Origin of the sequence: Mesorhizobium sp. M5C.F.Ca.ET.164.01.1.1, from assembly GCF_004792125.1 — a bacterium.
Classification (GTDB): domain Bacteria; phylum Pseudomonadota; class Alphaproteobacteria; order Rhizobiales; family Rhizobiaceae; genus Mesorhizobium; species Mesorhizobium wenxiniae.
Window position 1 is genome coordinate 1230515 of the sequence record NZ_SRTG01000001.1, and the last position, 25665, is coordinate 1256179.

The 25665-nt window shown below is 64.2% G+C and carries 25 protein-coding genes, 1 tRNA gene and 2 pseudogenes; 12 read left to right on the top strand and 16 right to left on the bottom strand.

Annotation, left to right across the window (positions count from 1 at the left end; translation table 11 throughout):
• The first annotated feature begins 8 nt into the window (after positions 1-8).
• The 6 genes and pseudogenes from EN807_RS05905 to EN807_RS05930 form a co-directional block, all read left to right on the top strand.
• Positions 9-329: a metalloregulator ArsR/SmtB family transcription factor gene (locus EN807_RS05905; protein WP_135934242.1), complete on the top strand. Its 321-nt coding sequence runs from the start codon at positions 9-11 to the stop codon at positions 327-329.
• A gap of 50 nt (positions 330-379) precedes the next feature.
• Positions 380-1813, top strand: coding sequence for an FAD-dependent oxidoreductase (locus EN807_RS05910; RefSeq protein ID WP_135934243.1), 1434 nt, complete (start codon positions 380-382; stop codon positions 1811-1813).
• Positions 1810-3048, top strand: a complete 1239-nt coding sequence (gene arsK / locus EN807_RS05915; RefSeq protein WP_135934244.1) for an arsenite efflux MFS transporter ArsK — start codon at positions 1810-1812, stop codon at positions 3046-3048. Before EN807_RS05910 ends, arsK begins: the two co-directional genes overlap by 4 nt.
• Before the next feature lie 105 nt (positions 3049-3153).
• The gene (locus tag EN807_RS05920) at positions 3154-4653 is read left to right on the top strand and encodes an ATP-binding protein (RefSeq protein ID WP_135934245.1); all 1500 of its coding nucleotides are present in this window, start codon (positions 3154-3156) and stop codon (positions 4651-4653) included.
• Positions 4654-5120: 467 nt separating this feature from the next.
• The gene (ampH, locus tag EN807_RS05925; RefSeq protein WP_135934246.1) at positions 5121-6278 is read left to right on the top strand and encodes a D-alanyl-D-alanine-carboxypeptidase/endopeptidase AmpH; all 1158 of its coding nucleotides are present in this window, start codon (positions 5121-5123) and stop codon (positions 6276-6278) included.
• Between the two features lie 320 nt (positions 6279-6598).
• Positions 6599-6846, top strand: a pseudogene (locus tag EN807_RS05930) (ATP-binding protein); the annotation flags it as partial.
• A gap of 39 nt (positions 6847-6885) precedes the next feature.
• Here the strand turns inward: EN807_RS05930 and EN807_RS05935 are convergent.
• Positions 6886-8034 carry an amidohydrolase gene (locus EN807_RS05935; RefSeq protein ID WP_135934247.1) on the bottom strand — a complete coding sequence of 383 codons (1149 nt, stop codon included), beginning with the start codon at positions 8032-8034 and terminating at the stop codon, positions 6886-6888.
• Positions 8035-8188: 154 nt separating this feature from the next.
• Between EN807_RS05935 and EN807_RS05940 the strand changes: the two genes are divergently transcribed.
• On the top strand, positions 8189-8827 hold the full coding sequence (locus tag EN807_RS05940) for a DNA-3-methyladenine glycosylase (protein ID WP_127315177.1): 639 nt from the start codon (positions 8189-8191) through the stop codon (positions 8825-8827).
• 114 nt (positions 8828-8941) lie between these two features.
• On the opposite strand, the gene EN807_RS05945 is transcribed toward EN807_RS05940, so the two are convergent.
• The 5 genes from EN807_RS05945 to EN807_RS05970 form a co-directional block, all read right to left on the bottom strand.
• Positions 8942-9928, bottom strand: coding sequence for an ABC transporter permease (locus EN807_RS05945; protein ID WP_135934248.1), 987 nt, complete (start codon positions 9926-9928; stop codon positions 8942-8944).
• Positions 9925-10896, bottom strand: coding sequence for an ABC transporter permease (locus tag EN807_RS05950; protein ID WP_127315172.1), 972 nt, complete (start codon positions 10894-10896; stop codon positions 9925-9927). Before EN807_RS05950 ends, EN807_RS05945 begins: the two co-directional genes overlap by 4 nt.
• Entirely contained in the window at positions 10893-12431 is a 1539-nt protein-coding gene (locus EN807_RS05955; protein WP_135934249.1) for a sugar ABC transporter ATP-binding protein, read from the bottom strand. Before EN807_RS05955 ends, EN807_RS05950 begins: the two co-directional genes overlap by 4 nt.
• A gap of 287 nt (positions 12432-12718) precedes the next feature.
• On the bottom strand, positions 12719-13753 hold the full coding sequence (locus EN807_RS05965; RefSeq protein WP_135934250.1) for an ABC transporter substrate-binding protein: 1035 nt from the start codon (positions 13751-13753) through the stop codon (positions 12719-12721).
• 45 nt (positions 13754-13798) lie between these two features.
• Complete coding sequence (locus tag EN807_RS05970) at positions 13799-14713, bottom strand: sugar phosphate isomerase/epimerase (RefSeq protein ID WP_135934251.1); 915 nt, start codon at positions 14711-14713, stop codon at positions 13799-13801.
• Between the two features lie 30 nt (positions 14714-14743).
• Here EN807_RS05970 and EN807_RS35420 point away from each other — a divergent pair, with 30 nt between their 5' ends.
• A complete protein-coding gene (locus EN807_RS35420; RefSeq protein WP_189522357.1) occupies positions 14744-15007 on the top strand; it encodes a hypothetical protein in 264 nt (87 codons plus the stop codon).
• Between the two features lie 42 nt (positions 15008-15049).
• Here the strand turns inward: EN807_RS35420 and EN807_RS05975 are convergent, their stop codons facing one another.
• Positions 15050-15832, bottom strand: coding sequence for an SDR family oxidoreductase (locus EN807_RS05975; protein ID WP_135934252.1), 783 nt, complete (start codon positions 15830-15832; stop codon positions 15050-15052).
• A gap of 115 nt (positions 15833-15947) precedes the next feature.
• Between EN807_RS05975 and EN807_RS36380 the strand changes: the two are divergent.
• Positions 15948-16080: pseudogene (locus EN807_RS36380) on the top strand (gfo/Idh/MocA family oxidoreductase); the annotation flags it as partial.
• 21 nt (positions 16081-16101) lie between these two features.
• Here the strand turns inward: EN807_RS36380 and EN807_RS36385 are convergent.
• From EN807_RS36385 to EN807_RS05995, 3 genes are all read right to left on the bottom strand, one after another.
• Positions 16102-16833: a hypothetical protein gene (locus EN807_RS36385; RefSeq protein WP_135934253.1), complete on the bottom strand. Its 732-nt coding sequence runs from the start codon at positions 16831-16833 to the stop codon at positions 16102-16104.
• A 37-nt stretch (positions 16834-16870) separates the two neighbouring features.
• The gene (locus EN807_RS05990; protein WP_135934254.1) at positions 16871-17851 is read right to left on the bottom strand and encodes a hypothetical protein; all 981 of its coding nucleotides are present in this window, start codon (positions 17849-17851) and stop codon (positions 16871-16873) included.
• Positions 17852-18513: 662 nt separating this feature from the next.
• Positions 18514-18589: transfer RNA gene (locus EN807_RS05995), tRNA-Ala, on the bottom strand.
• A 161-nt stretch (positions 18590-18750) separates the two neighbouring features.
• Here EN807_RS05995 and EN807_RS06000 point away from each other — a divergent pair.
• Both EN807_RS06000 and EN807_RS06005 read left to right on the top strand, forming a co-directional pair.
• Positions 18751-19041: a YggT family protein gene (locus EN807_RS06000; protein ID WP_023800489.1), complete on the top strand. Its 291-nt coding sequence runs from the start codon at positions 18751-18753 to the stop codon at positions 19039-19041.
• A 12-nt stretch (positions 19042-19053) separates the two neighbouring features.
• The gene (locus EN807_RS06005; protein WP_127315163.1) at positions 19054-19368 is read left to right on the top strand and encodes a DUF167 family protein; all 315 of its coding nucleotides are present in this window, start codon (positions 19054-19056) and stop codon (positions 19366-19368) included.
• Positions 19369-19451: 83 nt separating this feature from the next.
• Here the strand turns inward: EN807_RS06005 and EN807_RS06010 are convergent, their stop codons facing one another.
• The 6 genes from EN807_RS06010 to EN807_RS06035 form a co-directional block, all read right to left on the bottom strand.
• Positions 19452-21506, bottom strand: a complete 2055-nt coding sequence (locus EN807_RS06010) for a M3 family metallopeptidase (protein ID WP_135934255.1) — start codon at positions 21504-21506, stop codon at positions 19452-19454.
• A 102-nt stretch (positions 21507-21608) separates the two neighbouring features.
• On the bottom strand, positions 21609-22019 hold the full coding sequence (locus EN807_RS06015) for a nuclear transport factor 2 family protein (protein WP_127315161.1): 411 nt from the start codon (positions 22017-22019) through the stop codon (positions 21609-21611).
• Between the two features lie 9 nt (positions 22020-22028).
• Positions 22029-22673, bottom strand: coding sequence for a carbonic anhydrase (locus tag EN807_RS06020; RefSeq protein WP_029349125.1), 645 nt, complete (start codon positions 22671-22673; stop codon positions 22029-22031).
• A 166-nt stretch (positions 22674-22839) separates the two neighbouring features.
• Positions 22840-23595: a DUF429 domain-containing protein gene (locus EN807_RS06025; protein WP_135934256.1), complete on the bottom strand. Its 756-nt coding sequence runs from the start codon at positions 23593-23595 to the stop codon at positions 22840-22842.
• Positions 23592-24476 carry a pyridoxal kinase PdxY gene (gene pdxY / locus EN807_RS06030; RefSeq protein WP_135934257.1) on the bottom strand — a complete coding sequence of 295 codons (885 nt, stop codon included), beginning with the start codon at positions 24474-24476 and terminating at the stop codon, positions 23592-23594. The genes EN807_RS06025 and pdxY overlap by 4 nt, the downstream gene beginning before the upstream one ends.
• A 7-nt stretch (positions 24477-24483) precedes the next feature.
• Positions 24484-24732, bottom strand: a complete 249-nt coding sequence (locus tag EN807_RS06035; protein WP_127315157.1) for a hypothetical protein — start codon at positions 24730-24732, stop codon at positions 24484-24486.
• Between the two features lie 163 nt (positions 24733-24895).
• Between EN807_RS06035 and EN807_RS06040 the strand changes: the two genes are divergently transcribed.
• Positions 24896-25534 carry a LemA family protein gene (locus EN807_RS06040; protein WP_135934258.1) on the top strand — a complete coding sequence of 213 codons (639 nt, stop codon included), beginning with the start codon at positions 24896-24898 and terminating at the stop codon, positions 25532-25534.
• Positions 25535-25665: the final 131 nt, after the last annotated feature.

A 25665-nucleotide genomic window follows, 5' to 3' on the forward strand; every position in this document is an offset into this window, starting at 1 on the left:
GTATTTCCATGAAACTCGAACAAGCAGCAAAACAACTCGAGGCGCTCGGCAATCCGACGCGGCTGAAGCTTTATCGCACGCTGGTGAGGGCAGGCGAAACCGGACGACCGGTCGGTTATCTGCAGGAATCCCTCGACATCGCTGCGTCGACCCTATCGCATCATCTCCACCGGCTTATCTTGACTGGCCTGGTCACCCAGGAACGCCAGGCAACGACCTTAATCTGCCGTGCCAATTACCCTGTCATGAACGATCTCCTCGGCTTTCTTGCCGATGAATGTTGTGCCGATGCCGTATGCGGCCAGGCTGTCGGCGAGGCTGCTGCGTAACTCTCTTTTGGCCTATATTTCTATAATACTAGAAGCATAGAAGGTGCATCATGGTTCCCAACAGCGATCTCCCGGTCGCCATCATCGGCGGCGGACCGGTCGGCCTGGCGGCTGCCGCCCAACTTGTCAGCCGCGGCCTTCCGGTCAAGGTTTATGAGGCTGGTTCCGGGGTCGGTTCGAACCTTCTGGACTGGGGTCATGTGCGGGTCTTCACGCCGTGGCGCTATTGTGTTGATGCGGTCGCCCGAAAACTTCTCGAGAGCCACGGCTGGCAAATGCCCGAGCCGGAGGCATTTCCCACCGCCGATGAGATCGTCGACCAATATCTCGCGCCGCTGGCAAAGCTTTCCGAACTGGCGCCGTCGATCGAGACCAATGCCCGTATTGTCGCCATTTCCCGGTGGGGAGCCGACAAGGTGTTGAGCAAGGCGCGAGAGACGCGGCCGTTCCTGCTTCTGGTCGAGACCGCCGAGGGCACGCGCCGGGACAGCGCTCGTGCCGTGATCGATGCGTCCGGCACCTGGCAAACGCCGAACCCGCTCGGTGCGGGCGGCTTGCCGGCCGAAGGTGAGGTGGAATTTGGAAACCGCATTGCCTACGGCATACCGGATGTCCTCGGACGCGACCGTCATCTCTATGCGGGCGGCACGACATTGGTCGTGGGCGCCGGCCATTCCGCCGCCAACGTCTTGCTGGAACTGGACAGGCTCGCGCAAACCGAACCCGGCACTTCGGCACTATGGGTGACGCGCGGCACCGACCTTGTCCGCATCTATGGCGGCGGCGATGCCGACGCCCTGCCGGCGCGGGGCGAACTCGGTTCGGATGTCCGGCATCTCGCCGAGAGCGGCCGCGTGTGGTTGGTGATGGGCTTTGCCACGGTTGCCATTCGCGACGTCGACGGCCGTCTCGTTGTAGACGGGCAGACAAAGGATGGGCTGCGCACGCTCGGCCCCGTCGACAGGATCATCGCCGCGACGGGGCAGCGCCCCGATCTCACCTTGACCCGGGAGCTTCGGCTGGACCTCGATCCGTGGCTTGAAGGCGTCAAGGCGCTGGGGCCGCTCATCGATCCCAACGAGCACTCATGCGGCGATGTCCCGCCGCATGGTCATCGCGAGCTCAGCCACCCCGAGCCCGATTTCTATACGGTCGGCGTCAAAAGCTATGGCCGCGCCCCGACCTTTCTGCTGCTGACCGGCTATGAGCAGGTCCGCTCGGTCGCCGCGGCGCTCGCCGGCGAAATGGCGGCGGCCGATGCCGTGCAGCTGGTGTTGCCCGAGACCGGCGTCTGCACTGTGCCGGCGTCACTTTCAGGCGCGTCGTCCCAGGGTTGCTGCGGCGGGCCGGCGCCGGCTGCTGTCGATGCCTGTTGTGTCGACGACGCCAAGGCGAAGGCGAGCGGCAAGTCAGGCTGCGGCTGCGGCAGCACGCAAGCGATCGCAGCAGTGCGCAGCGGCGATCTCGAGATCGCCGCTCGATGAGCGACCGGAAGATCCCGGCTGCCGCGCTCTGGGCGTTGGGGCTGACGCAGATCATCGGCTATGGCACGCTCTATTACAGCTTCAGTATCCTGGTGCCTTCGATCGCGCTCGAATTCGCCTGGCCGAAACAATGGGTTTTCGGCGCCCTGTCGGCGTCGCTGCTGGTGGGTGGCCTGTTTGCACCGACAGCCGGGCGCTGGGCCGATCGTTTCGGCGCCGGCCGGGTGATGACCTTTGGTTCGCTTGCTGCGGCGGCAGCGCTTGTCGCTTGCGCGCTAGCACCCGGCCGGGTGAGCTTTGTGCTGGCCCTGGTGGCGATGGAGCTGGCGTCCGCCTTCGTGCTTTACAGCGCCGCTTTCGTCGCGATCATCCAGATCGGCGGAGCCAGGGCGCAGCGCAGCATCACCCATCTGACGCTGATCGCCGGCTTCGCCTCCACCCTGTTCTGGCCGCTGACGGCGGCACTGCACGAATACCTGACCTGGCGCGAGGTCTATTTGGTCTTTGCCGGCATCAATGTTGCCATCTGCCTGCCCATCCATGCCTGGCTGGCGCGGCTGTCGCGTCGGACAGACGAAAGCGCTTTACCGACACCTGCGGCTATGGGGTCAACAGGCGGTGCGGCTGCCTTCACCCCGCGCGACCGCAGCAGAGTGTTTCTGCTCATGCTTGGCGGCTTCGCGATCGAGGGTTTCGTGCTGTCCTCGATCCTCGTTCACATGGTGCCGCTGACGACGGCGCTCGGGCTTGGCTCCGCCGGGCTCGTCGTCACCACGCTTTTCGGGCCGTCCCAGGTGGCGAGCCGGTTGATCAACATGCTGTTCGGCGGCCGGCTGGCACAGACCTGGCTGGCGGTGATCGGCGCGACATTGCTGCCGCTCGGCCTTGTCGCCCTACTAGCGACCACACCATCGGTGCCTGGAGCCATCGCTTTCGTCATCCTGTTTGGATTGGGCTCGGGCCTCGCCAGCATCGTCGGCGGCACGCTGCCGCTCGAACTGTTCGGGCGGGAGCGCTACGGCGCCTGGCTCGGCTGGGTGACGGCCGCGCGTCAGTTTTCTTCAGCGCTTGCGCCCTTTGCCCTTGCTATGGCGATGGCAGGCATCGGCGTCCAACCATCGCTCTGGTTGACCGCTGCGGTCGGCATGCTCGGCATACTGGCTTTCTCGGCAATCATCCTGATCAGGCGGCAGCCTCTCGCGCATGATCGCGTGATGCTTACCTCGGCGAACTGACGTCGCGTGCAGCGTACAGCTGTGCGCAACAGCGAGCGGTCGGCCAAGGGCGCTCGACGGGCTGTGATGCGGTTGATAAGCCCTCTCCCCAAGGAGAGTCGAGACATGACCGTTGCGATCGAGATGGGCCACACGACCGCGGGCGCCCCGGCGGCACTGGATCTTGAGGAACTGCTGGCGACCCGCCTGCTGGTGCAGGGCAATTCGGGCTCGGGCAAATCCCATCTGCTGCGCCGGCTGCTGGAGCAGAGTGCCCCCTGGGTGCAGCAGACCATCATCGACCCCGAAGGCGACTTCGTGTCGCTGGGTGAGCGCTTCGGCCATCTGGTGATCGATGCCGAGGAGCATACCGAGCGCGGCCTGCAGAGCGCCGGCGAGCGGGCGCGCATCCATCGCGTTTCCACGGTGCTCAATCTCGAAGGGCTCGACGCCGAGAACCAGATGCGGCGCGCCGCTGCCTTCCTCGGCGGGCTCTTTGAGGTCGCTCGCGACCACTGGTACCCGATGCTGGTGGTGGTGGACGAGGCGCAGCTGTTCGCGCCGGCAGTGGCGGGCGAGGTTTCGGACGAGGCGCGCAAACTCTCGCTCGGCGCCATGACCAACCTGATGTGCCGTGGCCGCAAACGCGGGCTGGCCGGGATCATCGCCACCCAGCGGCTGGCCAAGCTCGCCAAGAACGTCGCCGCCGAGGCTTCCAATTTCCTCATGGGTCGGACCTTCCTCGACATTGATATGGCCCGCGCGGCCGACCTTTTGGGCATGGAGCGGCGACAGGCCGAGGCTTTCCGCGACCTGGAGCGCGGACAGTTCATGGCGCTCGGCCCGGCGCTGTCGCGCCGACCGCTGGGCTTGCGCATCGGCCCGACCGATACAAGTCCGCGCAACGGCACCCCGCGGCTGATGCCGCTGCCGGAAGCAGCACTGGAGGATGCCCGCGCGATCATCCTGGCTGCGCCGCCGCCGGAAACTGTCCGGCCGCAGCGCCGGTCGTCGCCGGACCTGCTCGACCAGTTGATGGCGGCTAAGTCGGCGGCGTTGGAAATCCGCCCCGAACCGGTGGAGCCGCCGATCAGCGCCGAGGACTTGGCCGAGCGGCGGGAGCGGGTGGACCGGGTTTTGCGCGCCGTGCTGGCGCAGCCCGACGCGGGGTTCCGTGTCATCGGTGTGCTCTATCAGGAGTTCGTGGTCCGCTGCCGGATCGAGGGCCTCGCCTCGGTCGTGCCGGACCTGCCTGCCTTCCGCCGCATGCTGACCCGCGCCCGCGCCGGCCTCGGCTCCGACATGGCAGGGGATGACGCGTGGCAGGATGTCTCGGCGCGCGCCTCGCTGCTGCCCGAGGAGATGCAAGGTGTGTTCATGATGATCGCCCGCGCGGCGAAGGAGGGCTGGCCCTGCCCGAGCGACGCGGCGATTGCCCGCGCCTACGGCTCACACTCGCTGCGCCGCGCACGGCGCCTGCTGACCTATATCGAGGAGCAGGGGCTGATCGTGTGCCAGCTAGACGGGACGGGGCGGCGGACGGTGACGCTGGTGGAGCTGGCCTGGGCGACGGCGCCGGGCGATCCTAATTCGGAGGAGGCGGAGCAGGGGCGTTTGGCTGTGTGAGGCGGCGGCCGAGTGCGCAAGGGGAATGCCACGCATCAAGGCGATGTACTGCCAAGCGGCAGGTACAGCGGCGAGTCTTTTTTTGCACAGATAGGGCCTCGCTGGCCCGCCACAGCTCATCTGCCCGGTCTTCATCATACGACGACGAATTGGCGCGACGCAGATCCGCTTATTGTAAGTTGTTCGATGCTACAGCACTCCCTCCTGCCGACGGCGCCTTTACATATCTTCTAAATTACCCGCGGGTCGATTTGCTAATGAAGAGATCAGCCCCGATCAACTGACGAAGGACAAGAAATACGGCAGGACTGTAGCGAAAATTTCCGCCGAAACTACGCTACCGTCGCCGTTTACCCCCTTCGGTTCACTCTGTTGACATCTCCTGCTTCTGGAGAGATGGTAAGATACTACGCGCCGGCCGTTTTTCCGAAGATTTTATTCTGCAGATTTATCAAAGGATTTTGGCGATGCGTTTGTCTCGATCGCGCCGGCTTGTGGCCATCGCTCTGACGGCAATTGCAGCCGTCACCCTTCCCTCTTATGGACATGCCGAGGACAAGCTGCTGACGGAAGCGGTGCAGTTCAACGGTACGATCCTGTATCTCTCCACTGAGGTGCCTGGCCTGATCTTCGGCGCCGTGCGCAACGGCGAGACGGCCTTGGCGGGTTTCGGCAAGATTGCCGACGGGAGTGAAAAAGTGCCCGACGGCGACACAATCTTCCGCATCGCGTCCGTGAGCAAAGTGTTCTGCGGCAGTGTGCTTTCCTCGCTCGCGATCGACGGCAAGGTACAGCTCACCGACCGGCTGCAGGATCGCCTTGGCTGGGACGTCACGCTCCCGGAGAAAGATGGCCGCGCCCTCCGCCTGATCGATCTCGTCGCGCAAGCTTCCGGCCTTCCGCGGGAGGTGCCAGTGGCCGAGGCGCCTCCCTCCGACCCCTTCTCTACCAACACGAAAGAGGCGCAGATTGCCGCCCTCAAGGACAATCCGCTGCTGTTCGCGCCGGGCACCGCCGTTCTCTATTCAAACTTCGGATACGACCTCCTCGGAGCGGCGCTCGCGAATGTCTCTGGAAAGCCTTATGCCGAGGTTCTTCGGGAGCGTGTCCTCGATCCCCTCGGCATGAAAGACACGGTTTTCAACCCAAGACCGGAGGACGAACCGCGCCTGATGCAGGGCCATAACTTCGACGGCAGCGCCATGCCCATCGTGCCGACGAGCACAGCCATGGAATGCGCCGGTGGGTTGTACTCGACCGCGGACGACCTGCTGCGCTGGATGAACTGGCATGTCGACAACAAGCCTTCCGCGGCCGACGCCGAGTTCCGCCTCGTGAACCACGCGGCTTTTTTGTACCGGGACGGGCTCGCGTCGGTGGTGGGGCTGGATGACGGCGGCCCGATGGACGCCATGGGTCTCGGATGGGTCATCATGCTCCCCAACGAGCATCGCCCGCTCATCCTCCAGAAGAGCGGCGGCCTGCAAGGGATGTTTCTCTATGTTGCGATTGCACCGACACGCGGCGTCGGCGCTTTCTTCGTCATGAACGAATTCAATGCCGCCGGCTTCATGGCTGGGGTCAAGACGACGAACGATCTCGTCGCAGAGATCGCTCCGCGCTGATTTCCGCGCTGATCGGGGGAACGTGCGCGATGATTAATGCTGTGGAGGGGCCGGACAAACGGGCATATTTCGCGGCAAGGCAAGTGCAACAAGGGCTATTTCCGGCCGACCGCTTAGCTATCCATTGCTGAGGACTTGCCGGCGCCGACCCGCTTCATCGCTGCTCACGGCCTGCTCAAGCGGCGGCCAAGGTTCTGCCTCTCGACTCTTTGGCATCCCGCTTTCGTAGCCGACCGCGAATGCCGCGCTGCTCGCAGTCCCGACAGCGTCAGCCGCCTCCTGGCGCAACCAGGCGCGGGGTTCCGTGTCATCGGCGTACTGTGTTCATGATGATCGCCCGCGCGGCGAAGGAGGGCTGCCCGAGCGACGCGGCGATTGCCCGCGCCTATGGCTCGCACTCGCTGCGCCGCGCCCGGCGCCTGCTGACCTATATCGAGAGCAGGGCCTGATCGTCTGCCAGCTCGACGGTGCCGGCCGGCGGACGGTGACGCTGGTGGAGCTGGCCTGGGCAACGGCGCCGGGCGATCCCAACGCCGAGGGAGCGGAGCAGGGGAGTCTGGCGCTGTGAGGCGGCGGGTGGGTGCCCGGGCTCAGCCAGAAGATGAGGTCAGCCCAGAAGATTGCGCGCCGTCCGCATGAATATTTTCGACCCGATCGGGATCAGATCGTCCGGAAAGTCGTAGTCCGGATTGTGCAGCGCGGGATGCCGCTCGCCAGCCCCTAGGAAGAACATCGCCGACGAAGCACTGTGGCCGAACAAGCCGAAATCTTCCGAAGCACGCATTGGCAGGGCTTCTTCTCCGTGCGGGACACCCTCTTCATCGAGAGCGCGCAGCAGATGCTCCACCGCGTCCGGCGCGTTGACGCTGGCCACAAATATCTCGTGGTAGTCCCACCGGGCAGAAAGGCCATGCTGGCCAGCGATCTGTGTGACCAGCGATTCAGCGGCGGCGCACAGGTTTGCCATGCGCTCGTCGCGTCTGGTGCGCAGTGTCGCCCAGACCTCTGCATTGCCGGGCGCGATGCCGAACACGGCTTCGCCCATCGCGGCATGGGTGACAGTGACCATGCTGAAGTCGTCGTCGGCGAAGGTTCCGCGCCCGAGCGCGGGCAGAGCCGGCATCAGCTGGCTGACCGCCATCATCGGCGAGACGCCGGTCTCGGGCATGGACGAATGCGCGGTCTTGCCTTCCAGCACGATGCGCATACCGCGTGAAGCACAGTTGACCACGCCGGGTTTGAGCCGCACTTCACCGAACGGCACACCGGGCAGATTGTGCAATGAGAAAGCGAAATCCGGCGCGATTTCGCCGAAGCGCGGATCGGCGAGGACGCCAGCCGCGCCATTGCCGGTTTCTTCCGCCGGCTGGAACATCAGCACGACGCGGCCGCGGGCAGGTTTTTCGCGCCCCAACTGGCGGCCAAGTGCCGCAAGGATCGCGGTGTGGCCGTCATGTCCGCACATATGCGACTTTCGCGGCACCAGAGATGAATGGGACACGCCTGAAAGTTCTTCAATCGGCAAGGCATCGAGTTCCGAGCGGAACATGACCGTCGGCCCCTCTTTGCCACTTTCATATATCGCCGCCACGCCGTGCCCGCCCAATCCGGTCAGCACCTTGTCGGGCTTCGTATCGGCGAGGAAGTCGACAACCTCTCCAGCGGTCTTCTCTTCTTCATTCGAGATTTCCGGGTTCTGGTGCAGCTTGCGCCGCCATGCAGTAAGCTCGACGATATCTCGATTGGTCAGGGTCACGTGTTCCAACTCCGTTTGCGCTCCATTCTAAGCAAAAGCAGCCACTGCTCCAGGGTCAACGAGTTTCGATGAAAGACCGGGAGATCAGATCGGCCTTGGCTTGTAAGATCCAGTATTTCGGCGATCGGTTCGAGCCTGGGCCTTCCCGGCCACAATGGGTCGAGCGGATACCGTGAAGCCTGGCCGCTATGATCATACGCCGCTCGCCCGCGCGGAGTTGCCTGATGATACGGCGGTTCTTGCCCGCTATCTCATCGGCAAGCTGGTGGTGCGGGCGTTGCCGGAAGGCATCGTCAGTGGCCGCATTGTCGAGACCGAGGCCTATGTCGCCGGGGATGCCGCCGGGCACGGTTACCGGGGAATGACCCCGCGCAACCGTTCGCTGTTTCTCGAGCGCGGGCACGCCTATGTCTATCTCGCCTATGGCGTTTCATACATGCTGAATGTTTCGAGTGAGACGGCTGGGATCGGAACCGGCGTCTTGATCAGGGCGCTCGAGCCGCTCGAAGGCATTGCGATCATGCAGCACAATCGCAGCGTCGAGCGCCTGCGCGACCTGGCGCGAGGACCGGGACGGCTCGCCGCCGCGTTGCGCATCGATCGTTCTCTCGACGGGCTCGATCTTTGCCGGCAAGGCCCGCTATGGCTGGCACGCGACGAGGTTGAGCCCGGCGAAATCGGGCAGAGCATCAGGATCGGCATTTCGAAGGATGCGGACCGCCTGCTGCGGTTTTATGTCAGGGGGAGTACGTTCGTCAGCGGCCCGGGATCGCTGAGCCAGGGGCAGCAATAGTAGCAGAGTTGTAGGTAGAGCATCGAAGTCTGATTTGCGGCGCAAAGCCGCTTTTCGGTCAGTGCCGCAGGACGCCCCCCGTTCGGTCAAGAGCAGCCGTACGTCTCAACGCCGCTACCGATCCTCAATTATCCGCAAATAAGCCGCTGTGACAAACAGCACGATCAGCCCAAACAGTATCCGCCTTGCCCCCTCCGGCATTTGCAGAATAGTCAGCAGCGTCGTCAGAACAGTGAGGATCAGGGCGCCGATGATGGTGCCGGTGTAGCCGCCGCGGCCGCCGAAGATGGAGGTGCCGCCAATCACGGCGGCTGCCACCGAAGGCAGCACCAGCGGTTCGGCGAGCGATAGCGACGGCGCCTTGATCAGGCCGATGTAAAGCAGCCCGGTTATCCCGGCGAGCACACTCGAAATGACGTAGAGCGCTGTGATGACCTGCCAGTAGCGGACGCCGGACAGGCGTGCTGCCCCCTCATTGTCGCCGACTGCGTAAAGCAGACGGCCAAAGCCGGTGCGGCTCAAGGTGAAGACAATGAGGACGGCGACGGGCACGAACAGCAGCAGCGCATTGGGCACCCCATAGGTGAGACCGGTGCCGAGCCAGGCCAGGAAGGGCGGAATCTTGGCGCCCGAAGCGATGACGGTGCGCTGGTAGACCTGCAGGCAGCCGGTGCCGATCAGGCTGGTGCCGAGCGTCATGATCAGCGGGTGGACGCGAAAGACGCCGACACCGATGCCGTTGACCAGGCCGATGAGCACCGCCGGCACCAATGCGATGAGGATCGCCACCGCCGGGTCATGATTGACGACCTGCGTTGCCATGATGAAGGCGCTCATCGTCGCCACGGTTCCAACCGACAGGTCGATGCCGCCGGTGAGCATGGTCATGGTCTGGCAGCCGGCAAGAATGGCCAGCGGTATGGCGAACTTGACCGTGTTGGCGAGCCAGCGCTCGTTGACGATGCCGGGGCGCAGGATCTGCAGGATCACCACCAGGATGACGAGCAGGATGATCAGCGGAATCAGCGGCCGGTCGGCCATGAACCGCTTGAGGCGGCGGCCGAAGGGTACGGGTTGAGAGACCGTGGCGGCATTGCTCATGATGGGCGGCTCCGCATTGTGATGAAGGCACCGAACATGACGACGGCGACCATGATCGCGCCCTCGATGATCGCGGTGACGTTGGGATCGATGGCCAGCAGCGTCAGGTCGGTGCGTACCAGCCGCAGCACGAAGACCGCGACGATCGGGCCGAGCAACCCACCCTTGCCGCCGCCAAGTGCGACGCCGCCGAGCACGACTGCTGCTACGCTGGCAAGAAGATAGGGGCCGGGAATGGGGGCGCCGATGCCTGTGCTCATGGTCAGCGCCAGCCCGCCCATGGCAGCGAAAAGCCCCGACAGAGCATAGGCGATGATCTTGGTGCGCGCGACAGGCACGCCGCTGCGAAATGCCGCGAGCTCGCTGCTGCCGATGGCGTAGATCGAAAGGCCGAGTTTTGAGCGCTTGAGCGGTATCCAGATGATGCAGAGACAGACGACCAGAAGCACCAACGCTTTCGGTATCCAGGCAGAAATCCCGGGCAGCCCCGGGATCGGGACTGTCCCGACGATGGTCGCCCGCAGCCATTCGGCCACCGAGCCGCCGGGCGCGCCGAGGACCAGCAGCGCCGCGCCCTGCAGAACGAAGAGGGTGGCCAGCGTGACGACGATATCGGGCACGCGGGTGACGACGATCAGCATGCCGTTGACGGCGCCCAGCACAAGTCCCATGGCCAGCACGAACGGCACGACGAAAAGCGCGTATTCCTCGCTGGCGCCATCCATCATCGAGGCAGCGGTGACGCTGGTCAGCGCCATCATGGCGCCGACGGAAAGATCGATGCCGCCGGCGATGACGACAATCGTCTGGGCGGCGACGGCAAAGGCGTAAGGCAGCACCGCGCGCACCAGCGAGCCGAAATCGCCGCTGCCATAGCCCGGCTGGATGAGCCTGGTGATCACCAACAGGACTACGAAGAGGACAAGCAGGCCGGCGACCCAGCCCTGGCGACGGACGAGGCGGGTCAAGGTTTCGCCACCGGGCTTGAGTGGATATCGGCAAGGATGCCGACGTCCTCCTTGGCGCCGCGCGGCAAGCCATAGGCGGCGCGCATCAGTGCCGGCTCGTCGGCGAGTTCGACGGGCAAGACGTCGACGACGCGCCCCCCAAAGATGACGATGACGCGATCGCAGACACGCTGCACCTCCTCGAGCTCGGATGTATAGAACAGCACCGACTTGCCCTGGTCGGCGAGTTCGCGCAGCAGCTTGTAGATCTCCTGCTTGGTGCCGACATCGATGCCGCGCGTCGGGTCGAAGCAGAGGATGGTCTGTGCTTCAGCGGCGATCCAGCGGGCGATCGTCACCTTCTGCTGGTTGCCGCCGGACAGGCGCTGCACCTCGCGCTGGGCGCGTGTGTCGATCTGTAGACGCTCGATCGCATTGACGACCTTGGAGCGCTCCTGCGCCATGTTGATCGGCCCCCAGTTGCGCAAGGCGGAGCTGAAGGGGAGCGCGATGTTTTCGCGCACCGAGCGCTGCATGGTCAGGGCTTCGGTGCGGTCGCCGGGCACATAGGCGATGCCGGCGCGGATCGCATCGGCCGGATGCGCGAATTTCACCGGCTTCCCGTCCACTTCGATCGTGCCGCCGGACGGGCGGATTGAGCCGGCCAACGCGGAGAAGAGCTCGTCCTGGCCTTGGCCCTCGAGCGCGACGATGCCCGCGACCTCGCCGTTGGCCAAGTCTAACGACACGTCGTTGAGCTTGGTGCCGACACGAAGGTTCGCCACGCCGAGGCGCGGGCGGCTATCCCCAGGCGAAGCGGCCTGGCTCGCCTGGCGCGCCGCCACGCGTGTTTTCTCGATCCTGGCGCCGAGCATCATCTCGACGATGCGCTCCTCGACGCCCGGCTCGATGTCGACGACGCCGACGGTCTCGCCGTCGCGAAGCACGGTGGCGCGGTCGCAAAGCGCCGATATCTCGACAAAGCGGTGGGAAATGAAGATCACCGAACGGCCGCTGTCGCCCTGGCGGCGAACCACCTCAAGCACCTTCTCGGCCAGGTTTGCCGGCAGTGCTGCGGTCATCTCGTCGAGCAGCAAAACGTCGGGCTCGACCGCCAAAGCCCGCGCCAGATCGAGCACGCGCAGCACGGCAAGCGGAATGTCGCGCGCAGTGTCGCGGATGTCGAGGTCGGGAATGCCAAGTTCGCGCACCCAGGCGCGGAACGGCTCGACCGGCGTGTCGGTCAGCCGAAGGTTGGAGGCGACGTCGAGATCGGGGATGAGCGACGGTTCCTGATAGACGGGAAGCAGGCCGGCGCGTCGCGCATCGGCGGGCGAGCGCACGTCGCGGGCTTCGCCGCGGATCAGGATATGCCCGGCATCGGCGCGGATGGCGCCGGTCAGGATTTTTACGAGCGTCGATTTGCCGGCGCCATTGGCGCCCATCAGGGCGTGCACCTCACCCGGCAGGACCGACAGCGACGCGTTGCGCAGCGCCACCACGGCGCCGTAGGTTTTCACGACGCCGGTGGCGTCCAGGAGGGGGTTTGTAGTCAAATCGCTTTGCTCTCGGTTTATGCCGGCTCAAATCATTTCGCGCCGGCGCCGTCCCTCACCTGCCTGCCGGCATCCTCTCCCCGTACAGAGACGGGGAGAGGGCGTTGTCATCGCCGGTTTCGCCAACTCACCGTCGCAGGAAGAGCGCCGGAGTTGCGGCCGGCCCCCTTCTCCCCGTCACTATACGGGGAGAAGTGCCCGGCAGGGCGATGAGGGGCGGCGCCAACCTCGGCAATTGACCGTCTCCGGACAAGTTGGAAACGGTCATGGTCTGCAGCGAAAGCCCGTTACTCGCCCGGGCCCTTGCAGGCGATGATCTGGTCCTTGGTGTAGGTGGTCCACTCCGGAATGGAGATCGAGATCGGCCATTCCGGGCTCAGCGACGGGTCGGCTACGCTCTTCAGCTTGGCCTTGCCCTCCTCCGTGGCGTTTTCCCAGAGCTGCGGCTCGACCAGCACGGTCTGCTCCGCCGGCTTCTTGCCGTTCAGGATCTGCAGAGCCAGCGTCACGCCGGCGCCGCCGATCGAGCCGGGGTTGGTCACTGCCGCGCCAACGAGGCCTTCGACCGAGTTCAGCTGGCCGACGAAGCCGGCATTGTCGGCGCCGACCACCGGCACCAACGGCGTCTGCGACTCGACCAGCGCGTCGACGATCACATTGTCGATGCCCGAGGTCCAGATGCCGTTGAACGGCGATCCGGTGGCTATGAAATCGAGGATCTGCTGCTTGCCCTGATCCTGCTGCCAGCCGGTGAAGACCTCATGCACGACCTTCACATCGGGGAATTCGGCAAGCGCCTTCTTAAAACCTTTGTCGCGGTCGCTGTCGGCCGAGGCGCCGGCGGCGCCGCGCATGTAGACCACGTCGCCCTTGCCGCCGATCTGCTGGAACAGCCATTTGGCGCCGAGATAGGCGTACTGCTCCTGGTTGTTGGAGATGATGTAGGCCGAGGGCTCGGTGACCGCCTGGTCGACGGCAACGACGACGATGCCGGCCTTGGTCGCTTCCTCGAGCGCCGACTTGATGCCGGCCGGATCGGCCGGGTTGACGACGATGGCGCTGACCTTGGCGCTGATCAGGTTGCGGATGTCCTCTAGCTGGCCGGCGGCGTCGGTGTTGCGATGGGCGATGTTCAGCTTGGTGATCTCGCCGGAGGCCAGCGCCTGCGCCTTGATGGCGCAGATCATTTCCTCGCGCCAGCCATTGCCCTGCACCGTGTTGGAAACGCCGATCGTGTATTTGGCTTCAGCGGACGAGACGCCCACCGAAGCCAGAAACGCCGCGCCGGCAAGCAGCGGGACCATTGCCAGATATTTTTTCATTTCAGTCTTCCTCCACATTGATCTCGTTTCAGTTCGAAAAGGGGCTCATTTCACCAAGGGGCGCAGCACGTCGCGGGCCAGCAGAAAGCCGCGCTTGACGCTTTCATCGCTCCCCTCAAACCGCCGGTCCTCGTGCTCGATGATGATGGGCCCGTCGTACCCGGCCCGGTAGAGGCCGGAGAAGATCACATTCCAGTCGACATCGCCAAGCCCCGGCATGCGCGGCACCTGCCAGCCCATGCCGGCCGACAGAATACCGCGCTCGTAAAGTCCATCATGGTCGATCATCAGGTCCTTGGCATGGACATGCAGCATGTACGGGCCGAACTCCCTGATGAAGCGGGCCTGGTCGATCATCTGCCAGACCAGGTGAGACGGGTCGAAGTTCATGCCGACATCGCCGCCCCAGGCATCGAGGATGCGGCGCCAGATGTACGGCGAGTAAGCGATGTTGTGCCCGCCCGGCCACTCGTCATAGCTGAAGATCATCGGGCAGTTCTCGAATGCCAGCTTGACGCCGTTGTCGCGCGCATGGGCGATGATATCGGGCCAGACTGTGAGCGCCTCTTGCCAGTTGGCGTCGATGGTTTTTGCAGCGTCGCCGCCGCAAAAGGTGTTGACCAGCGGAACGCCCATATGGCTCGCCAGCACGATCACCTTCTTCAGATGGTCGATGACGGTCTTGCGGTGGGTGGCATCGGGATGCAGCGGATTGGGGTAGAAGCCGAGGCCCGAGATCGACAGCTTGTTTTCCGCCAGTGCGGCCGCGATTTCCTTGGCCTGCGAGGCCGAGGTCGAGGCGGCGTCGATATGGCTGGTGCCGGCATAGCGCCGGGCGGCGCCTGAGGATTTCGGCCAGCAGGCGATCTCCAGCGCCTCGAAGCCGGCCGAACTTGCCCAGTCGGCGACCTCGCCGAGCGGGGTGTCGGCAAACGGTGCGGTGAGCAGTCCGAGCTTCATGTTGCCCTCCCCTGGTCGTGGCGACCTACTATGCCGATTGCGCCGGCCGCTTCAACCGTGCGACTGGTCGACAATGCGCAAAGCTGTCTGAGCCATCGGATCGTCGCAGAGCAAGCCGTCGTGACTGGCCGTGACAGCCGTGCGGAAATCATCGTTGGCGGCGATCCAGTCCGCCAGGCCGCGCGACCCGGCAAAGCAGCGGTGGAAGGCGCCGACGCCGATATGGGCGATGCCCGGGGCCAGCGCCGTCCGGTCGTAAGACGGTTTTTGGAGCCGAGGAAGGAAGCCGGCTAAGCAGTGCCGGGCCGATTGCTTCGAGAGGTGCGACAGCAGCCTTCACCGGTTCGCCCCTACGACCCATTGCTCCTGGTCGATCAGGGCGCCGGTCATCGGCCCGGAGGCGTCGGAGAGCAGGAAGACGGCGAGGTTCGCCACCTCGTCGGCCGCCAGCAGGCGTCCGAAAGGCTGCGACGCGTTGGCCGCATCGATCCAACCTGGACCGTGTCCCAGCGTCTCGGCCTGCATGATGCGTTCGGCCGGGGTGTCGGTCCAGCCGACATTGATGCCGTTGACGCGGATGCGGTCGAAACGATGCGCGTTGGCGGCGTTGCGGGTCAGCGTAGCGAGCGCGCCCTTGGTGGCGGAATAGACGGCGAGTTCGGGCGAGCCGCAATGCGCGTTGATCGAAAGGATGTTGACGATGGCGCCGCCTTGTCCCTGCTTGCGCATCTGCGTGATGGCTGCCTGCATCAGGAAAAAGGGCGCCCGGGCGTTGACGGCAAACAGCGCCGCCCAATCGTCGAGGTCGGCATCGAGAAACGAAGCGCGATTGGTCAGGCCGGCGGCGTTGACCAGCGCGTCGATGCGCCCGAAGCGGCTGACGCATTCGTTCACCAGCCGCGCCGGCGCCGTGGTATCAGCCAGATCGGCGGCGACAAAAGTCGTCGGCGTACCTGTCTCCGAAACCGATGCGGCGGCCTCGTTGCCACGCGCGGGCTCGCGTCCGGTGACCAGCAGGCCGCCGGCGCCAGAACGGGCGAGCGTCTCGGCGATCGCCCGGCCAATGCCTTGTGTCGCGCCGGTGACCAGCACCACCTTGCCGTCCAGCCGAAGCTCCATTCCTCCTCCCGGAACAAAGTTTTCCATTTTCTCCAGATTAGGGAACGCCAATTCCCGATAGTCAATCTTCCAGGGAGTTTTCAAATCATGGTCTTACGCAATTACTGACGGATCCATGCGTGAATGCTTGCGGGTCGGCATGGGTGCGTGGCAGCCGCAACGCCTTTATCGGCGCCGTGCACCGGCTGGCCATGCGCCTCGACGACCAGATTGCGCTGGTTGCCGGCGCATTGTCCTCGGATTCCGAAAAGTGCCTGACAGGCTTGGCGCTATATCACTGCGGTGACCCTGCCAGCCGCATCGAGGCGACAGCCGACTCGCGCCCGCCGAACTTCGATGCCGCCTTGTCTTGCGTAGTCTATTCGCACCTCGATCGGCGCGGTGAGGGCGCCTTGACGTTGACGCAAGGCACCTGCGCTTGCCGCGTGGACACTGACGGCGCCAAGCGGCGTCGCGGCGGACATGATCGCCGCGCGGCAGGCTTGCACGACCGCAGCCGGCGTACCGGGTTTCGCTTTCAGCGGTCCAAGAGCCTTGGTGGAGTCACCGTCACCAGGTTTAGAAGGCATGAGGACGGGTGGCAGGACGATCGATTGCCTGGCAGTCTTGGCAGGGGCAGTGGCTGTGGTGACTGCGGCCGGACTACCGGGAGTGCCGCCACCTGCGCCGACCGAGGCTCCAACGTTTGCTCCACTGCCGACGCTCGTGCCCGCCCCCACAGATGCGCCTTGCGAACCGGCGCTCACTCCAGCACCGACCCCGGGACCGCCGACGCTTGCGCCCGCCCCCACAGATGCGCCTTGCGAACCGGCGCTCACTCCAGCACCGACTCCTACACCGCCGACGCTCGCACCCGCCCCCACAGATGCGCCTTGCGAACCGGCGCTCACTCCAGCGCCGACTCCGAGACCGCCGGCCTTACCGCCGATGCCTGTGTCTTGAGCCCAGGCAGGCCCGATTGCGATTCCGATCGTCAACGCGGCCGCGATGTACTTTTTCATCATCATATTCCTCTGCGGCGTACGCTCCCTGGTCTTTCTACTGGCGCAGGTTGAGCTTTTTCGGTGGTCGCGTTGGGAGCAATGCGGCGGGAAGAGCGATGGTTGCCGGCAGAACAGGTTGCGGCGACTTTTGGACCTTGACTTTCCGTTTTTCCTGCAAGCGCGGTTTACCGGCTGGTTGGCCGTCCGACCGCGATAATGTATTCGCAAGTCCACTCGCGGAGTTACGGGCTTTCGGCGCGCGCTCCACAGCCGCAGTGCGACGTTTATCCTTCACGAGGTCAATTGCCTTACGCGCGGCACTGAGGCTGCGGGCAAGACCGATAGCCCTTTCACGCTCTTGTTCCAGCGCCGCACTCAACCCTGCCGAGACCTGCTTTGAAGCATCGCGTTCCTTGCGGACGATATCGAGGTCGCGTACAGCTGAATCTGTTCGTTCGCGTTCCAGTTCGAGTGCTTCTCCAGCTTGCTTTAGAGCGGCCTCGGCCACCGATCGGTCCTTTATGGCGTTGGTCTTCTCGACCGCGGCGAGGTTTGCGTCTGTCTTAAGAGCGTCGATAGTTTGGCGAGCCGCGGTGAGTTCTTGTTCCAAGAGTTCAACCTTGCGCCTCTCCTCATCAAGCGCTCGCTTCGCAGCAACCTGAGAGGCTCCCATGGAGGGGTGCGTCGCTCCGGCTGCCTGCTCGCGGTCCCAGAGATCGGCTTCGGCCCTAAAGTTTTCGATAACGCGCTGCGCCGTCTCCAGCGCTTCGTCTATTTGCTGCTGCTCTTTCAGGGTTTGTGCCTGCTTAGCCACCGTGGTGGCCAATGCGTGTGCCTGGGCGCTTGCGTCACGTGCCGCGCGCTGCATAGCTTCTAGCTCCGCTCGGGCTGCGGCCAATTCGCGTCGTAATGCCACCTCATGCTCGCCGGGCGGCGTTTGCACACCTTCCTTGAGCTCCGCGGCGCTGGCAATGCCGACTCCCGCGGCGGCGATGACGGCAACCGCGACTGAACGAAATCTGGACGAAATCTTCATGACGAGAGACTCCCAAGATCGCCGCTACCTAGCGGGACGGGGCATGTCAAAGTCCAGCTGATAGCCACCTTCGCGGTAAAGGTTCTCTGCGACGTAGCTGCCTTTCGCCCCTCCCAGCACGCAGGCCCAAGGTGGATTCCACGGGCAACTGTAAAGACCCACTGCCGCCATCCGCGGTGTTCCCTATTTACCCCCCGGACAGGATGATCCCCTAGACGCCCGCGAATGTCGCCCTTCATTGTGATGACGCGACGCGCCGATCCGCACGTGCCCTGGCGCAGGGCCGGCTTGCAACGGGCCAGACCTTGAAGAAAGGGAAAATAACGGCTTACCCACTGAGAACAGTGGCCGAACAGTGGGGATTTGCCTGCGCCACAGCCAACTGAAACAGTTGCGGAACAGTTAGACATGTAGCTGAAGCCTGGGCGCCATCACCGCTGAGAACAGTGGAGGAACACTGGGAATTCAGCGGGCCTTGACGATGCCTTTCGCGCTGAAAACAGCGAATACCGTTCGGCAACAGCCTTTCGGTAGGCATTCTTTTCCCGACCTAGTAGAGGCCAATTTGGCGGGGCACGAACAGCTGAAATGGGGATGGAAGCGGCGACACCAAAATCTGCCGCGAAAAGCGATTGCTAGTTCAATCGGTTATGATATCCCGCTGGTGGAGCTGAGGAGGATCGAACTCCTGACCTCGTCATTGCGAACGACGCGCTCTCCCAGCTGAGCTACAGCCCCGTCCAGCGGATGGGCGCATTTATCGGGCGCGGCGGTTTCCTGTCAAGACGGCGTTTTGCCCAAAAGCCGGACGACCAGCCACCGGCCTTGCGTGCCGCGGCAGCTGGCTCTTGCCGCTTTCGCCTGCAATGGCTACATGTCGGCAACAATTGGAGACCGGCATGATAGCCCTCATTCAGACCATTGTCCTGGCGCTTGACATTTATTGGTGGATTATCATCGCTTCGGCGATTTTCTCTTGGCTCTACGCCTTCAACGTCGTCAACTCGCGCAACCAGTTCGTCGATAGCGTCAGCAACATGCTCTTCCGGCTGACCGAGCCGGCGCTGCGGCCGATCCGCCGCTTCCTGCCCGATCTCGGCGGCATCGACATTTCGCCGATCATCCTGCTTCTGATCCTGTTCTTCCTCCGGCAGTTCCTGCTCACCACGGTGGCGCCGCTGGTCGTCTGAGCTGGTCGTTCGATGACTGCGCCGTTTCGCCTGCGCGACGACGGCGTCGACCTGTTCGTTAGGCTGACGCCGAAAGCGGCGATCGACCGGCTCGAAGGCATCGAGATCTCGGCGGACGGGCGAAGCCACCTGAAGGCTCGCGTCCGCGCCCTGCCGGAAAACGGCGCCGCCAATCAAGCGCTCGAACGGCTGGTCGCCAAGGCGCTGGGAGTGCCGCGATCGGCCGTCTCGGTCGTCGCCGGCGGGACGGCCCGGCTGAAGACGCTGCGCGTCCTCGGGGATCCGGCCGTGCTGGTGAAAAGCATCGAGGCGCTCAGCACCGCTTGAGGCGGGCTCGCTTCACAGCATCTCATTCCTTCCCACCCCCTCTGTCCCGCCAACATCTAGGAGGTCTTGCGCCTTGGTCGCGCTCAGACCAGCCCGCGCTTGGCCATCATCGCCTCGGGCGACGGCATCTTGCCGCGGAAGGCGGTGTAGAGCTCTTCCGGGTCCTTCGAACCGCCGGCGGCATAGATGTTCTTCCTGAGCCGCTCGGCCAGCGCCGGATTGAACGGGTCGCCAGTCTCCTCGAAGGCGGCGAAGGCGTCGGCGTCGAGCACCTCCGACCACATGTAGGAATAATAGCCGGCCGAATAGCCGTCGCCGGCAAAAATGTGGCCGAAATGTGGGGTGCGATGACGCATGGCAATGGTGTCGGGCATGTTGAGCTTCTCAAGCGTTTCGGCTTCGAAACGAAGCGGCTCCTCCGGTGCATCCGGCCGCGCATGGTAGGCCATGTCGACCAGCGCCGAGGCGGTGAACTCGACCGTGGCGAAGCCGGCGCCGAAGGTGCGCGCCGCCAGCATCTTGTCGACCAGCGCCTTCGGCATCGGAATGCCGGTCTTCACATGCAGCGCATGCTTTTCCAGTACCGCCGGCACGGTCAGCCAGTGCTCGTAGAGTTGCGAGGGCAATTCGACGAAATCGCGGCTGACCGAGGTGCCCGCGACCGACGGCCAGGTGACGTCGGTCAGCATGCCGTGCAGCGCATGACCGAATTCGTGGAAAAGGGTCTTTGCCTCGTCGACCGACAAAAGTGCTGCCTCGCCCTCCGGCGGCTTGGCGAAATTCATGATGTTGTAGATGACCGGCTTGGAGCCTTGGCCAAGCTTATAGCCGGATTTCAGCGCGCTCATCCAGGCGCCGGAGCGTTTGGAGGGCCGCGCGAAATAGTCGGCCAGGAACAGACCAAGCTCGCTGCCGTCGGCATTCCTGACGACGAACACGCGTGCGTCCGGATGCCAGGTGGCGATGCCTTTCTTCTCCTCGAAGGTGATGCCGAACAATCGTGTCGCCACGTCGAAGCAGGCGTCGATGATGCGGTCGAGCTGCAGATAGGGCTTCAGCTCGGCCTCGTCGAAAGCGAATTTCTCGGCGCGCAGCTTCTCCTGGTAGAAGCGCCAGTCCCAGGCAGCGATTTTTTCGTTGCTGCCGGCCTCGGCCGCCAGCCGCTGCAACTCGGCCTGGTCGCTTGCGGCCTTTTCCAAGGCTTTTTCCCAGACCGGGTCGAGCAGCGTATGCACCGCCTGCGGCGTCTTTGCCATGGTGTCGTCGAGCTTCAGCGCGGCGTAGGAAGCATAGCCGAGCAGCTTCGCTTTTTCGGCGCGAAGCTTCAGCATGTCGCGCACCACGCCGGTGTTGTCGCTGGCGCCGCCATTCTGGCCGCGCATGGTGAAGGCGCGGAAGGCGATCTCGCGCAGGTCGCGGCGTTCGGAGAAGGTCGAGAACGGCTCGTAAATCGAACGCGACAGGGTGACGGCATAGCGGCCTTTCTGGCCGCGTATCTCGGCAGCCTCCGCCATCGCGCTTTTCAGGAATTCCGGCAGGCCGGCAAGGTCGGCCTCGTCGAGGAACAGCGCCCAGTCGCGCTCGTCGGCAAGCAGGTTCTGGCCGAACGTCGTGCCGAGCGACGACAGTTCCTCATTGATCGTCGCCAGCCGCTTCTTGCCCTCGGCGTCGAGCGTGGCGCCGGAGCGGACGAAATTTTTCCAGGTCTTTTCCAGCACCCGCAGCGTTTCGGCATCGAGCTTCAGGGCGTCACGGCGCTGGTAGAGATCGTCGATGCGGGCAAACAGCCTCTCGTTCATCGAGATCGCCGAGAAATGCCGCGACATTTTTGGCGAGATGTCGCGCTCCAGCGCCTGGATCGCTTCGTTGGTGTGGGCGCCGGCCCGGCACCAGAAGATCGACGAGACGTGATCGAGCGCCTCGCCGCCAAGCTCCAGCGTCGCTAGCGTATTCTCGATGGTCGGCGTCTCGGTGTTGCCTGCTATCGCCTCGATCTCTGCCTCATGCGCCGTCAATGCCGCATCGAAAACCCCGGAAAAATCGCCGTCGCCGATGCGGGTGAAATCGGGCAGGCCGAGCGGCCCTTGCCAGGTGGTCAGCGGATGGGCGGCAAGGTCGACGGCGGACGGCATGGGCAATCTTTCGTTAAGTGAGGGGCTTTCGCTGAGTGGCTGTAGAGGCAGGGCGGGATCATCACCGATGTAAGGCGCTGGCTTGCCGTACGCAATATCGGTAACCGCTCAATAGGCGTCGCAGTTTTCCGCGATCGCCGCCTGCGAACTGGCGGTGATGCGGTTGTCGGCGATCGCGAAGGTTTCCTGCATCAGCGCGTCGTTGTTGGGGAAATCATAGCAGGCGATCACTGTGGTGACGCCACCTTCGGTCTTCTCGATCCGATGCCGGATTTCAGCCCCGGCGACAGCGCCTTGCCAGTCGTCGATGGAGGCGATGAATTCCTGTTTGGTCTGGACGACGCCGAGGTCGTCGAGTTTTATCCGGACGTCGTCGGCAAGCAGATCCGACAATTCCGTGCGATCGGCGACCAGCAGCGCCGCATACCAGCGGCCGATGAGCGCGCCGTCGTCGGCGCGGGCGGATACGATTGAAAGCAGCAGCGCCGCTGCGGCCGAAGCGATCGAACGGCATCCCATGCAACCCACCTATGTGATCTCCGGCCGCTCGAAGTCACCGGTGTCCTTGTTCATCACCCAGAGCTCGCCGGTCGAGATGTCGAACCAGGCGCCATGCAGCGACAGCCGTCCCTTGCCTTCCAGGATCGAGACGCAGGGGAAGGTCCTGAGATTAGCGATCGAATAGCGGATCGAAATGCGTTCCAATGCGGTCTGGCGCTCCGCCGCCGTCATGAAAGTGCTAGAAGACACGGTCTCGGCCGCCGGCGCAATCAGGCTCATCCACTTGCCGATGAAGTCGCCGGGCGACAAGGGCGCGGCCGTGGGGTCGAGTGCCGCGCGGATGCCGCCGCAGCGGCCATGGCCCATCACCACGATATTCTTGACCTTAAGGCTCTGCACGGCGAATTCGAGCGCCGCCGAAGTCGAGTGGAACTGGTCGTCGGGCGCATAGGGCGGCACCAGATTGCCGACATTGCGCAGCACGAAGAGTTCGCCGGGGCCAGCGTCGAAGATCGCCTCGGGAGCCGCGCGGGAGTCGCAGCAGGCAACGATCATCGTTTCGGGGGACTGGCCCTCGCGAGCGAGCGAGCGATAGCGTCCGCTTTCGGCGAGATAGCGGCCGCTCATGAAATTGCGATAGCCGGTGAGCAGATGGTCAGGGAGATGAGGCATAGGCGGCGTCTGGAGCCTTTCCGGGTTAGGCGGCAGCTCTTTTAAGTCAGGAAGGCTCTAGCGGCAAAAGCCGGTCGCGAGCAATGCCGAATCGCAGAGGACTGCAATTGCACGCTGGAAGGTCCTTCCAATGCGATTGCCTCGCCGATAGACGGGGCGAGGAAATTCATGCCCAGATCGCCACAGGGATGCCAAAACGGTCGGCGAGCGGCGGATCCGGAAACGGCTTTGCCTCGCCGCTGGCGATACGGCCGGCAATCAGCATCATCACCGCTGCGTCGAGAAAGTCGTCGGCAGCAGCGCCTCGCGGCGGCGTCCGGTCTAGAAAGTCCCTGATATAACCGTGCTGGCAAAGCAGCGCCTTGCGTTCCGCCATGCCGGCCGGGTTGATGACGCCCTTGATCTTCTTCGGCAAGCACATTGCCTGATCGCCATTCAGTCGGCAGAAGGCGACCTCCGGATGCGATTCGAAGACGCGGCTGCGCAGTTCGGGACGCGCGATCAGCACGGCATCGATCTCGCGGATCTTGGCAAAAATGCCGAAGGCCTGGATCGAGACGCCACGCGGCGGATCGGAGGTCGCCTTCGCCACTTCGCTTGCCTGGCGATGCGCGGCATACCAGGCCTCGATCGTGGTGAAGCCATCTGTTTGCGCATAAAGCGCCGCACGCGAGGGGATGGCGAAGACGCTGGATTGCCTGTTACCAAGCAGCGGCCGCACCAGTGCCTCCGGCCCACGGCCGCCCTTTTGCGAAAGATCGGGCAGGCCGATCGGCATGTCGACGGCGACTGTGGCATCGGCCGGCAATGCGTCGAGCAGTGCTGCGAAGCTGGGTAAAACGGCTGCCGAAGGTGCTGCGCCCGGATCGCGGCGAACGGCGATCCAGCCGGCCTTGCAGCCGTCGACGCCGACAACAGTCACGCTCTTTTGTCCCGCCCCGGATGCAGGAGATGGCGAAGCTGCACCATCGCCATCGGGTGCGACAGGCTCTGGGCGTCGGTTTCGAGCTGCAATTCGTCGCCGCCGCGCTTGGCGGTGCGCGCCAGGATCTCGTAGACCGCCGCCGTGGTCGACTGCAGTGCCTTGACCGCCGGCTGGCCGGACAGGATGCGTGCCAGATAGACGGCCGCCGTCAGGTCGCCGAGCCCATTGGGCGGCTTTTCGATGAGGCGATGTTCGGCGAGCAGCGCCTGGTTGCCGTTGAGCAGCAGATTGCCGGTGCCGCCGGCCATCATCGCCGGCGCCGAAGTGACCAGCATGGTCGACGGCCCGGCATCAAGGGCGGCCGCCATCACCGCCTTGAGATCGGGCAGCGGCGCTCCCGCCATCCATTCCAGCTCGTAGCGGTTTGGCGTGGCGATGTCGGCGATCGGCATCAGCCGGTCGCGCATGGCAATGGCGGTGGTCTCCGGCACAAAGAGCCCGCCCGAATCGCCCATCACCGGGTCGCAGATATAGACGGCGTCCGGCGTCTTCGCCTTGACCGCGCCGACCACCGAGGCGACGGCGTCGGCCTGGCCGCCTTCGCCGAGGTAGCCAGACAGCACCGCGCCGACCTCGCCCAGCCATGGCGCGCGCTCGAGATCAGCCATCAGCGCCTTGAATTGATCGAGCGGCGGCACGATGCGCGTCGCCCGTCCATGGCCCGGATGCCAGGGCAGTATGACGGTCGGCACCGCCCACACCGGAAAGCCGAGCGTCTCCAGCGCAAAGACCGCGGCGCGGTTGCCGACCGAGCCGCGCGCGACATGGCTGGAAATGACGATGACCGCGCGCGGCGCGTCGTGTTCTTCGGTGCTCACGAGGTTCCTAACTTTGGCTGAGGAAAAGCACGAGCCAGATCAACAGGCCAATGCCGACAATGAGCCCTAGTGCCCGGCCAATGCGCGTGCCCCAATATTCGATCGGGTCCGACTGGTCGGCGTCTGCAGCAGTGACGTGATCGCGCGCGCCCTTGGCGGTCCGCGCCATGAACGAGGTGCCGCCCGGGTCGGTTTCACGTGCCACGCGCTCGATAATGCGGCGCGATTCGTCGTCGCTGTCCTGGCGTTCCGCCATGGCAATGCCCTGTTTTCGCGGCGACTTTAACCTGTTCGCCCGGCCAATTACAGGGCCTGGCAGTGAATGATAAAGAACCAGCAAGGCTCCCAGGCGGAGGTCATGTTCTTGCACGCGGATTGTGGTACTGCTTCGGCTGCCAGTCATATTGAGGGATCTTTCCATGCTTGCTCAGCGTCTTTCCTCCCCTTTCTTCTTCCGCAATCTGCCTGCCTTGCTGATGATGACGATCGTGCTGCCACTGATTGCCGGCTGTGGCTACAACACCATTCCGACGGCGGAGGAAAGCGCTAAGGCCGCATGGAGCCAGGTGCTGAACCAGTACCAGCGCCGCGCCGATCTCATTCCCAACCTGGTCGAGACGGTCAAGGGCTATGCCGCGCACGAGAAGGATACGCTCGAGGCCGTGGTCGAGGCGCGCGCCAAGGCGACGCAAGTGACGGTGACGCCCGAAACGCTGAGCGATCCGGAAGCCGTCAAGAGATTCCAGGACAGTCAAGCCGGCCTGACCAGCGCGCTGTCGCGGTTGCTGGCAGTGGTGGAGAATTATCCCGACCTCAAGGCCAACCAGAATTTTCTGGCACTGCAGGCGCAGCTTGAAGGCACCGAGAACCGCATCGCGGTCGCCCGCCGTGACTATATCCAGGCGGTGCAGGAGTACAATCTGACGCTGAAGACCTTCCCATCGGTGATTTGGGCGACCCTCTGGTTCCGCGGCAATCAGCCGTTCGCCAACTTCACCATCGAGGAAGACAAGATGCAGACGCCGAAGGTCGATTTCGGCACGCAGCAGGGCGGGTGACGAGCGATTAGCGGGCCTGATCCCCGTTGGCCTTGTACTCCGTCCCACCCCCCTCTGTCCTGCCGGACATCTCCCCCGCAAGGGGGGAGATTGGCAGCTTCTGCGTTCCGTCCACTCCTGGAACATTCAAA

Excerpts from the sequence above, each read along its gene's own strand:
- EN807_RS36385 (WP_135934253.1), bottom strand. The coding sequence starts at position 16,833 with ATGAAAAAGTACATCGCGGCCGCGTTGACGATCGGAATCGCAATCGGG.
- EN807_RS05965 (WP_135934250.1), bottom strand. The coding sequence starts at position 13,753 with ATGAAAAAATATCTGGCAATGGTCCCGCTGCTTGCCGGCGCGGCGTTT.
- EN807_RS05920 (WP_135934245.1), top strand. The coding sequence starts at position 3,154 with ATGACCGTTGCGATCGAGATGGGCCACACGACCGCGGGCGCCCCGGCG.
- EN807_RS06015 (WP_127315161.1), bottom strand. The coding sequence starts at position 22,019 with ATGGGATGCCGTTCGATCGCTTCGGCCGCAGCGGCGCTGCTGCTTTCA.
- EN807_RS06020 (WP_029349125.1), bottom strand. The coding sequence starts at position 22,673 with ATGCCTCATCTCCCTGACCATCTGCTCACCGGCTATCGCAATTTCATG.
- EN807_RS06035 (WP_127315157.1), bottom strand. The coding sequence starts at position 24,732 with ATGGCGGAACGCCAGGACAGCGACGACGAATCGCGCCGCATTATCGAG.
- EN807_RS05945 (WP_135934248.1), bottom strand. The coding sequence starts at position 9,928 with ATGAGCAATGCCGCCACGGTCTCTCAACCCGTACCCTTCGGCCGCCGC.
- EN807_RS06005 (WP_127315163.1), top strand. The coding sequence starts at position 19,054 with ATGACTGCGCCGTTTCGCCTGCGCGACGACGGCGTCGACCTGTTCGTT.
- EN807_RS05905 (WP_135934242.1), top strand. The coding sequence starts at position 9 with ATGAAACTCGAACAAGCAGCAAAACAACTCGAGGCGCTCGGCAATCCG.
- arsK (WP_135934244.1), top strand. The coding sequence starts at position 1,810 with ATGAGCGACCGGAAGATCCCGGCTGCCGCGCTCTGGGCGTTGGGGCTG.
- EN807_RS05975 (WP_135934252.1), bottom strand. The coding sequence starts at position 15,832 with ATGGAGCTTCGGCTGGACGGCAAGGTGGTGCTGGTCACCGGCGCGACA.
- EN807_RS06000 (WP_023800489.1), top strand. The coding sequence starts at position 18,751 with ATGATAGCCCTCATTCAGACCATTGTCCTGGCGCTTGACATTTATTGG.
- ampH (WP_135934246.1), top strand. The coding sequence starts at position 5,121 with ATGCGTTTGTCTCGATCGCGCCGGCTTGTGGCCATCGCTCTGACGGCA.
- EN807_RS35420 (WP_189522357.1), top strand. The coding sequence starts at position 14,744 with ATGCCGATTGCGCCGGCCGCTTCAACCGTGCGACTGGTCGACAATGCG.
- EN807_RS06040 (WP_135934258.1), top strand. The coding sequence starts at position 24,896 with ATGCTTGCTCAGCGTCTTTCCTCCCCTTTCTTCTTCCGCAATCTGCCT.
- EN807_RS05990 (WP_135934254.1), bottom strand. The coding sequence starts at position 17,851 with ATGAAGATTTCGTCCAGATTTCGTTCAGTCGCGGTTGCCGTCATCGCC.
- EN807_RS05970 (WP_135934251.1), bottom strand. The coding sequence starts at position 14,713 with ATGAAGCTCGGACTGCTCACCGCACCGTTTGCCGACACCCCGCTCGGC.
- EN807_RS05910 (WP_135934243.1), top strand. The coding sequence starts at position 380 with ATGGTTCCCAACAGCGATCTCCCGGTCGCCATCATCGGCGGCGGACCG.
- EN807_RS05940 (WP_127315177.1), top strand. The coding sequence starts at position 8,189 with ATGGGTCGAGCGGATACCGTGAAGCCTGGCCGCTATGATCATACGCCG.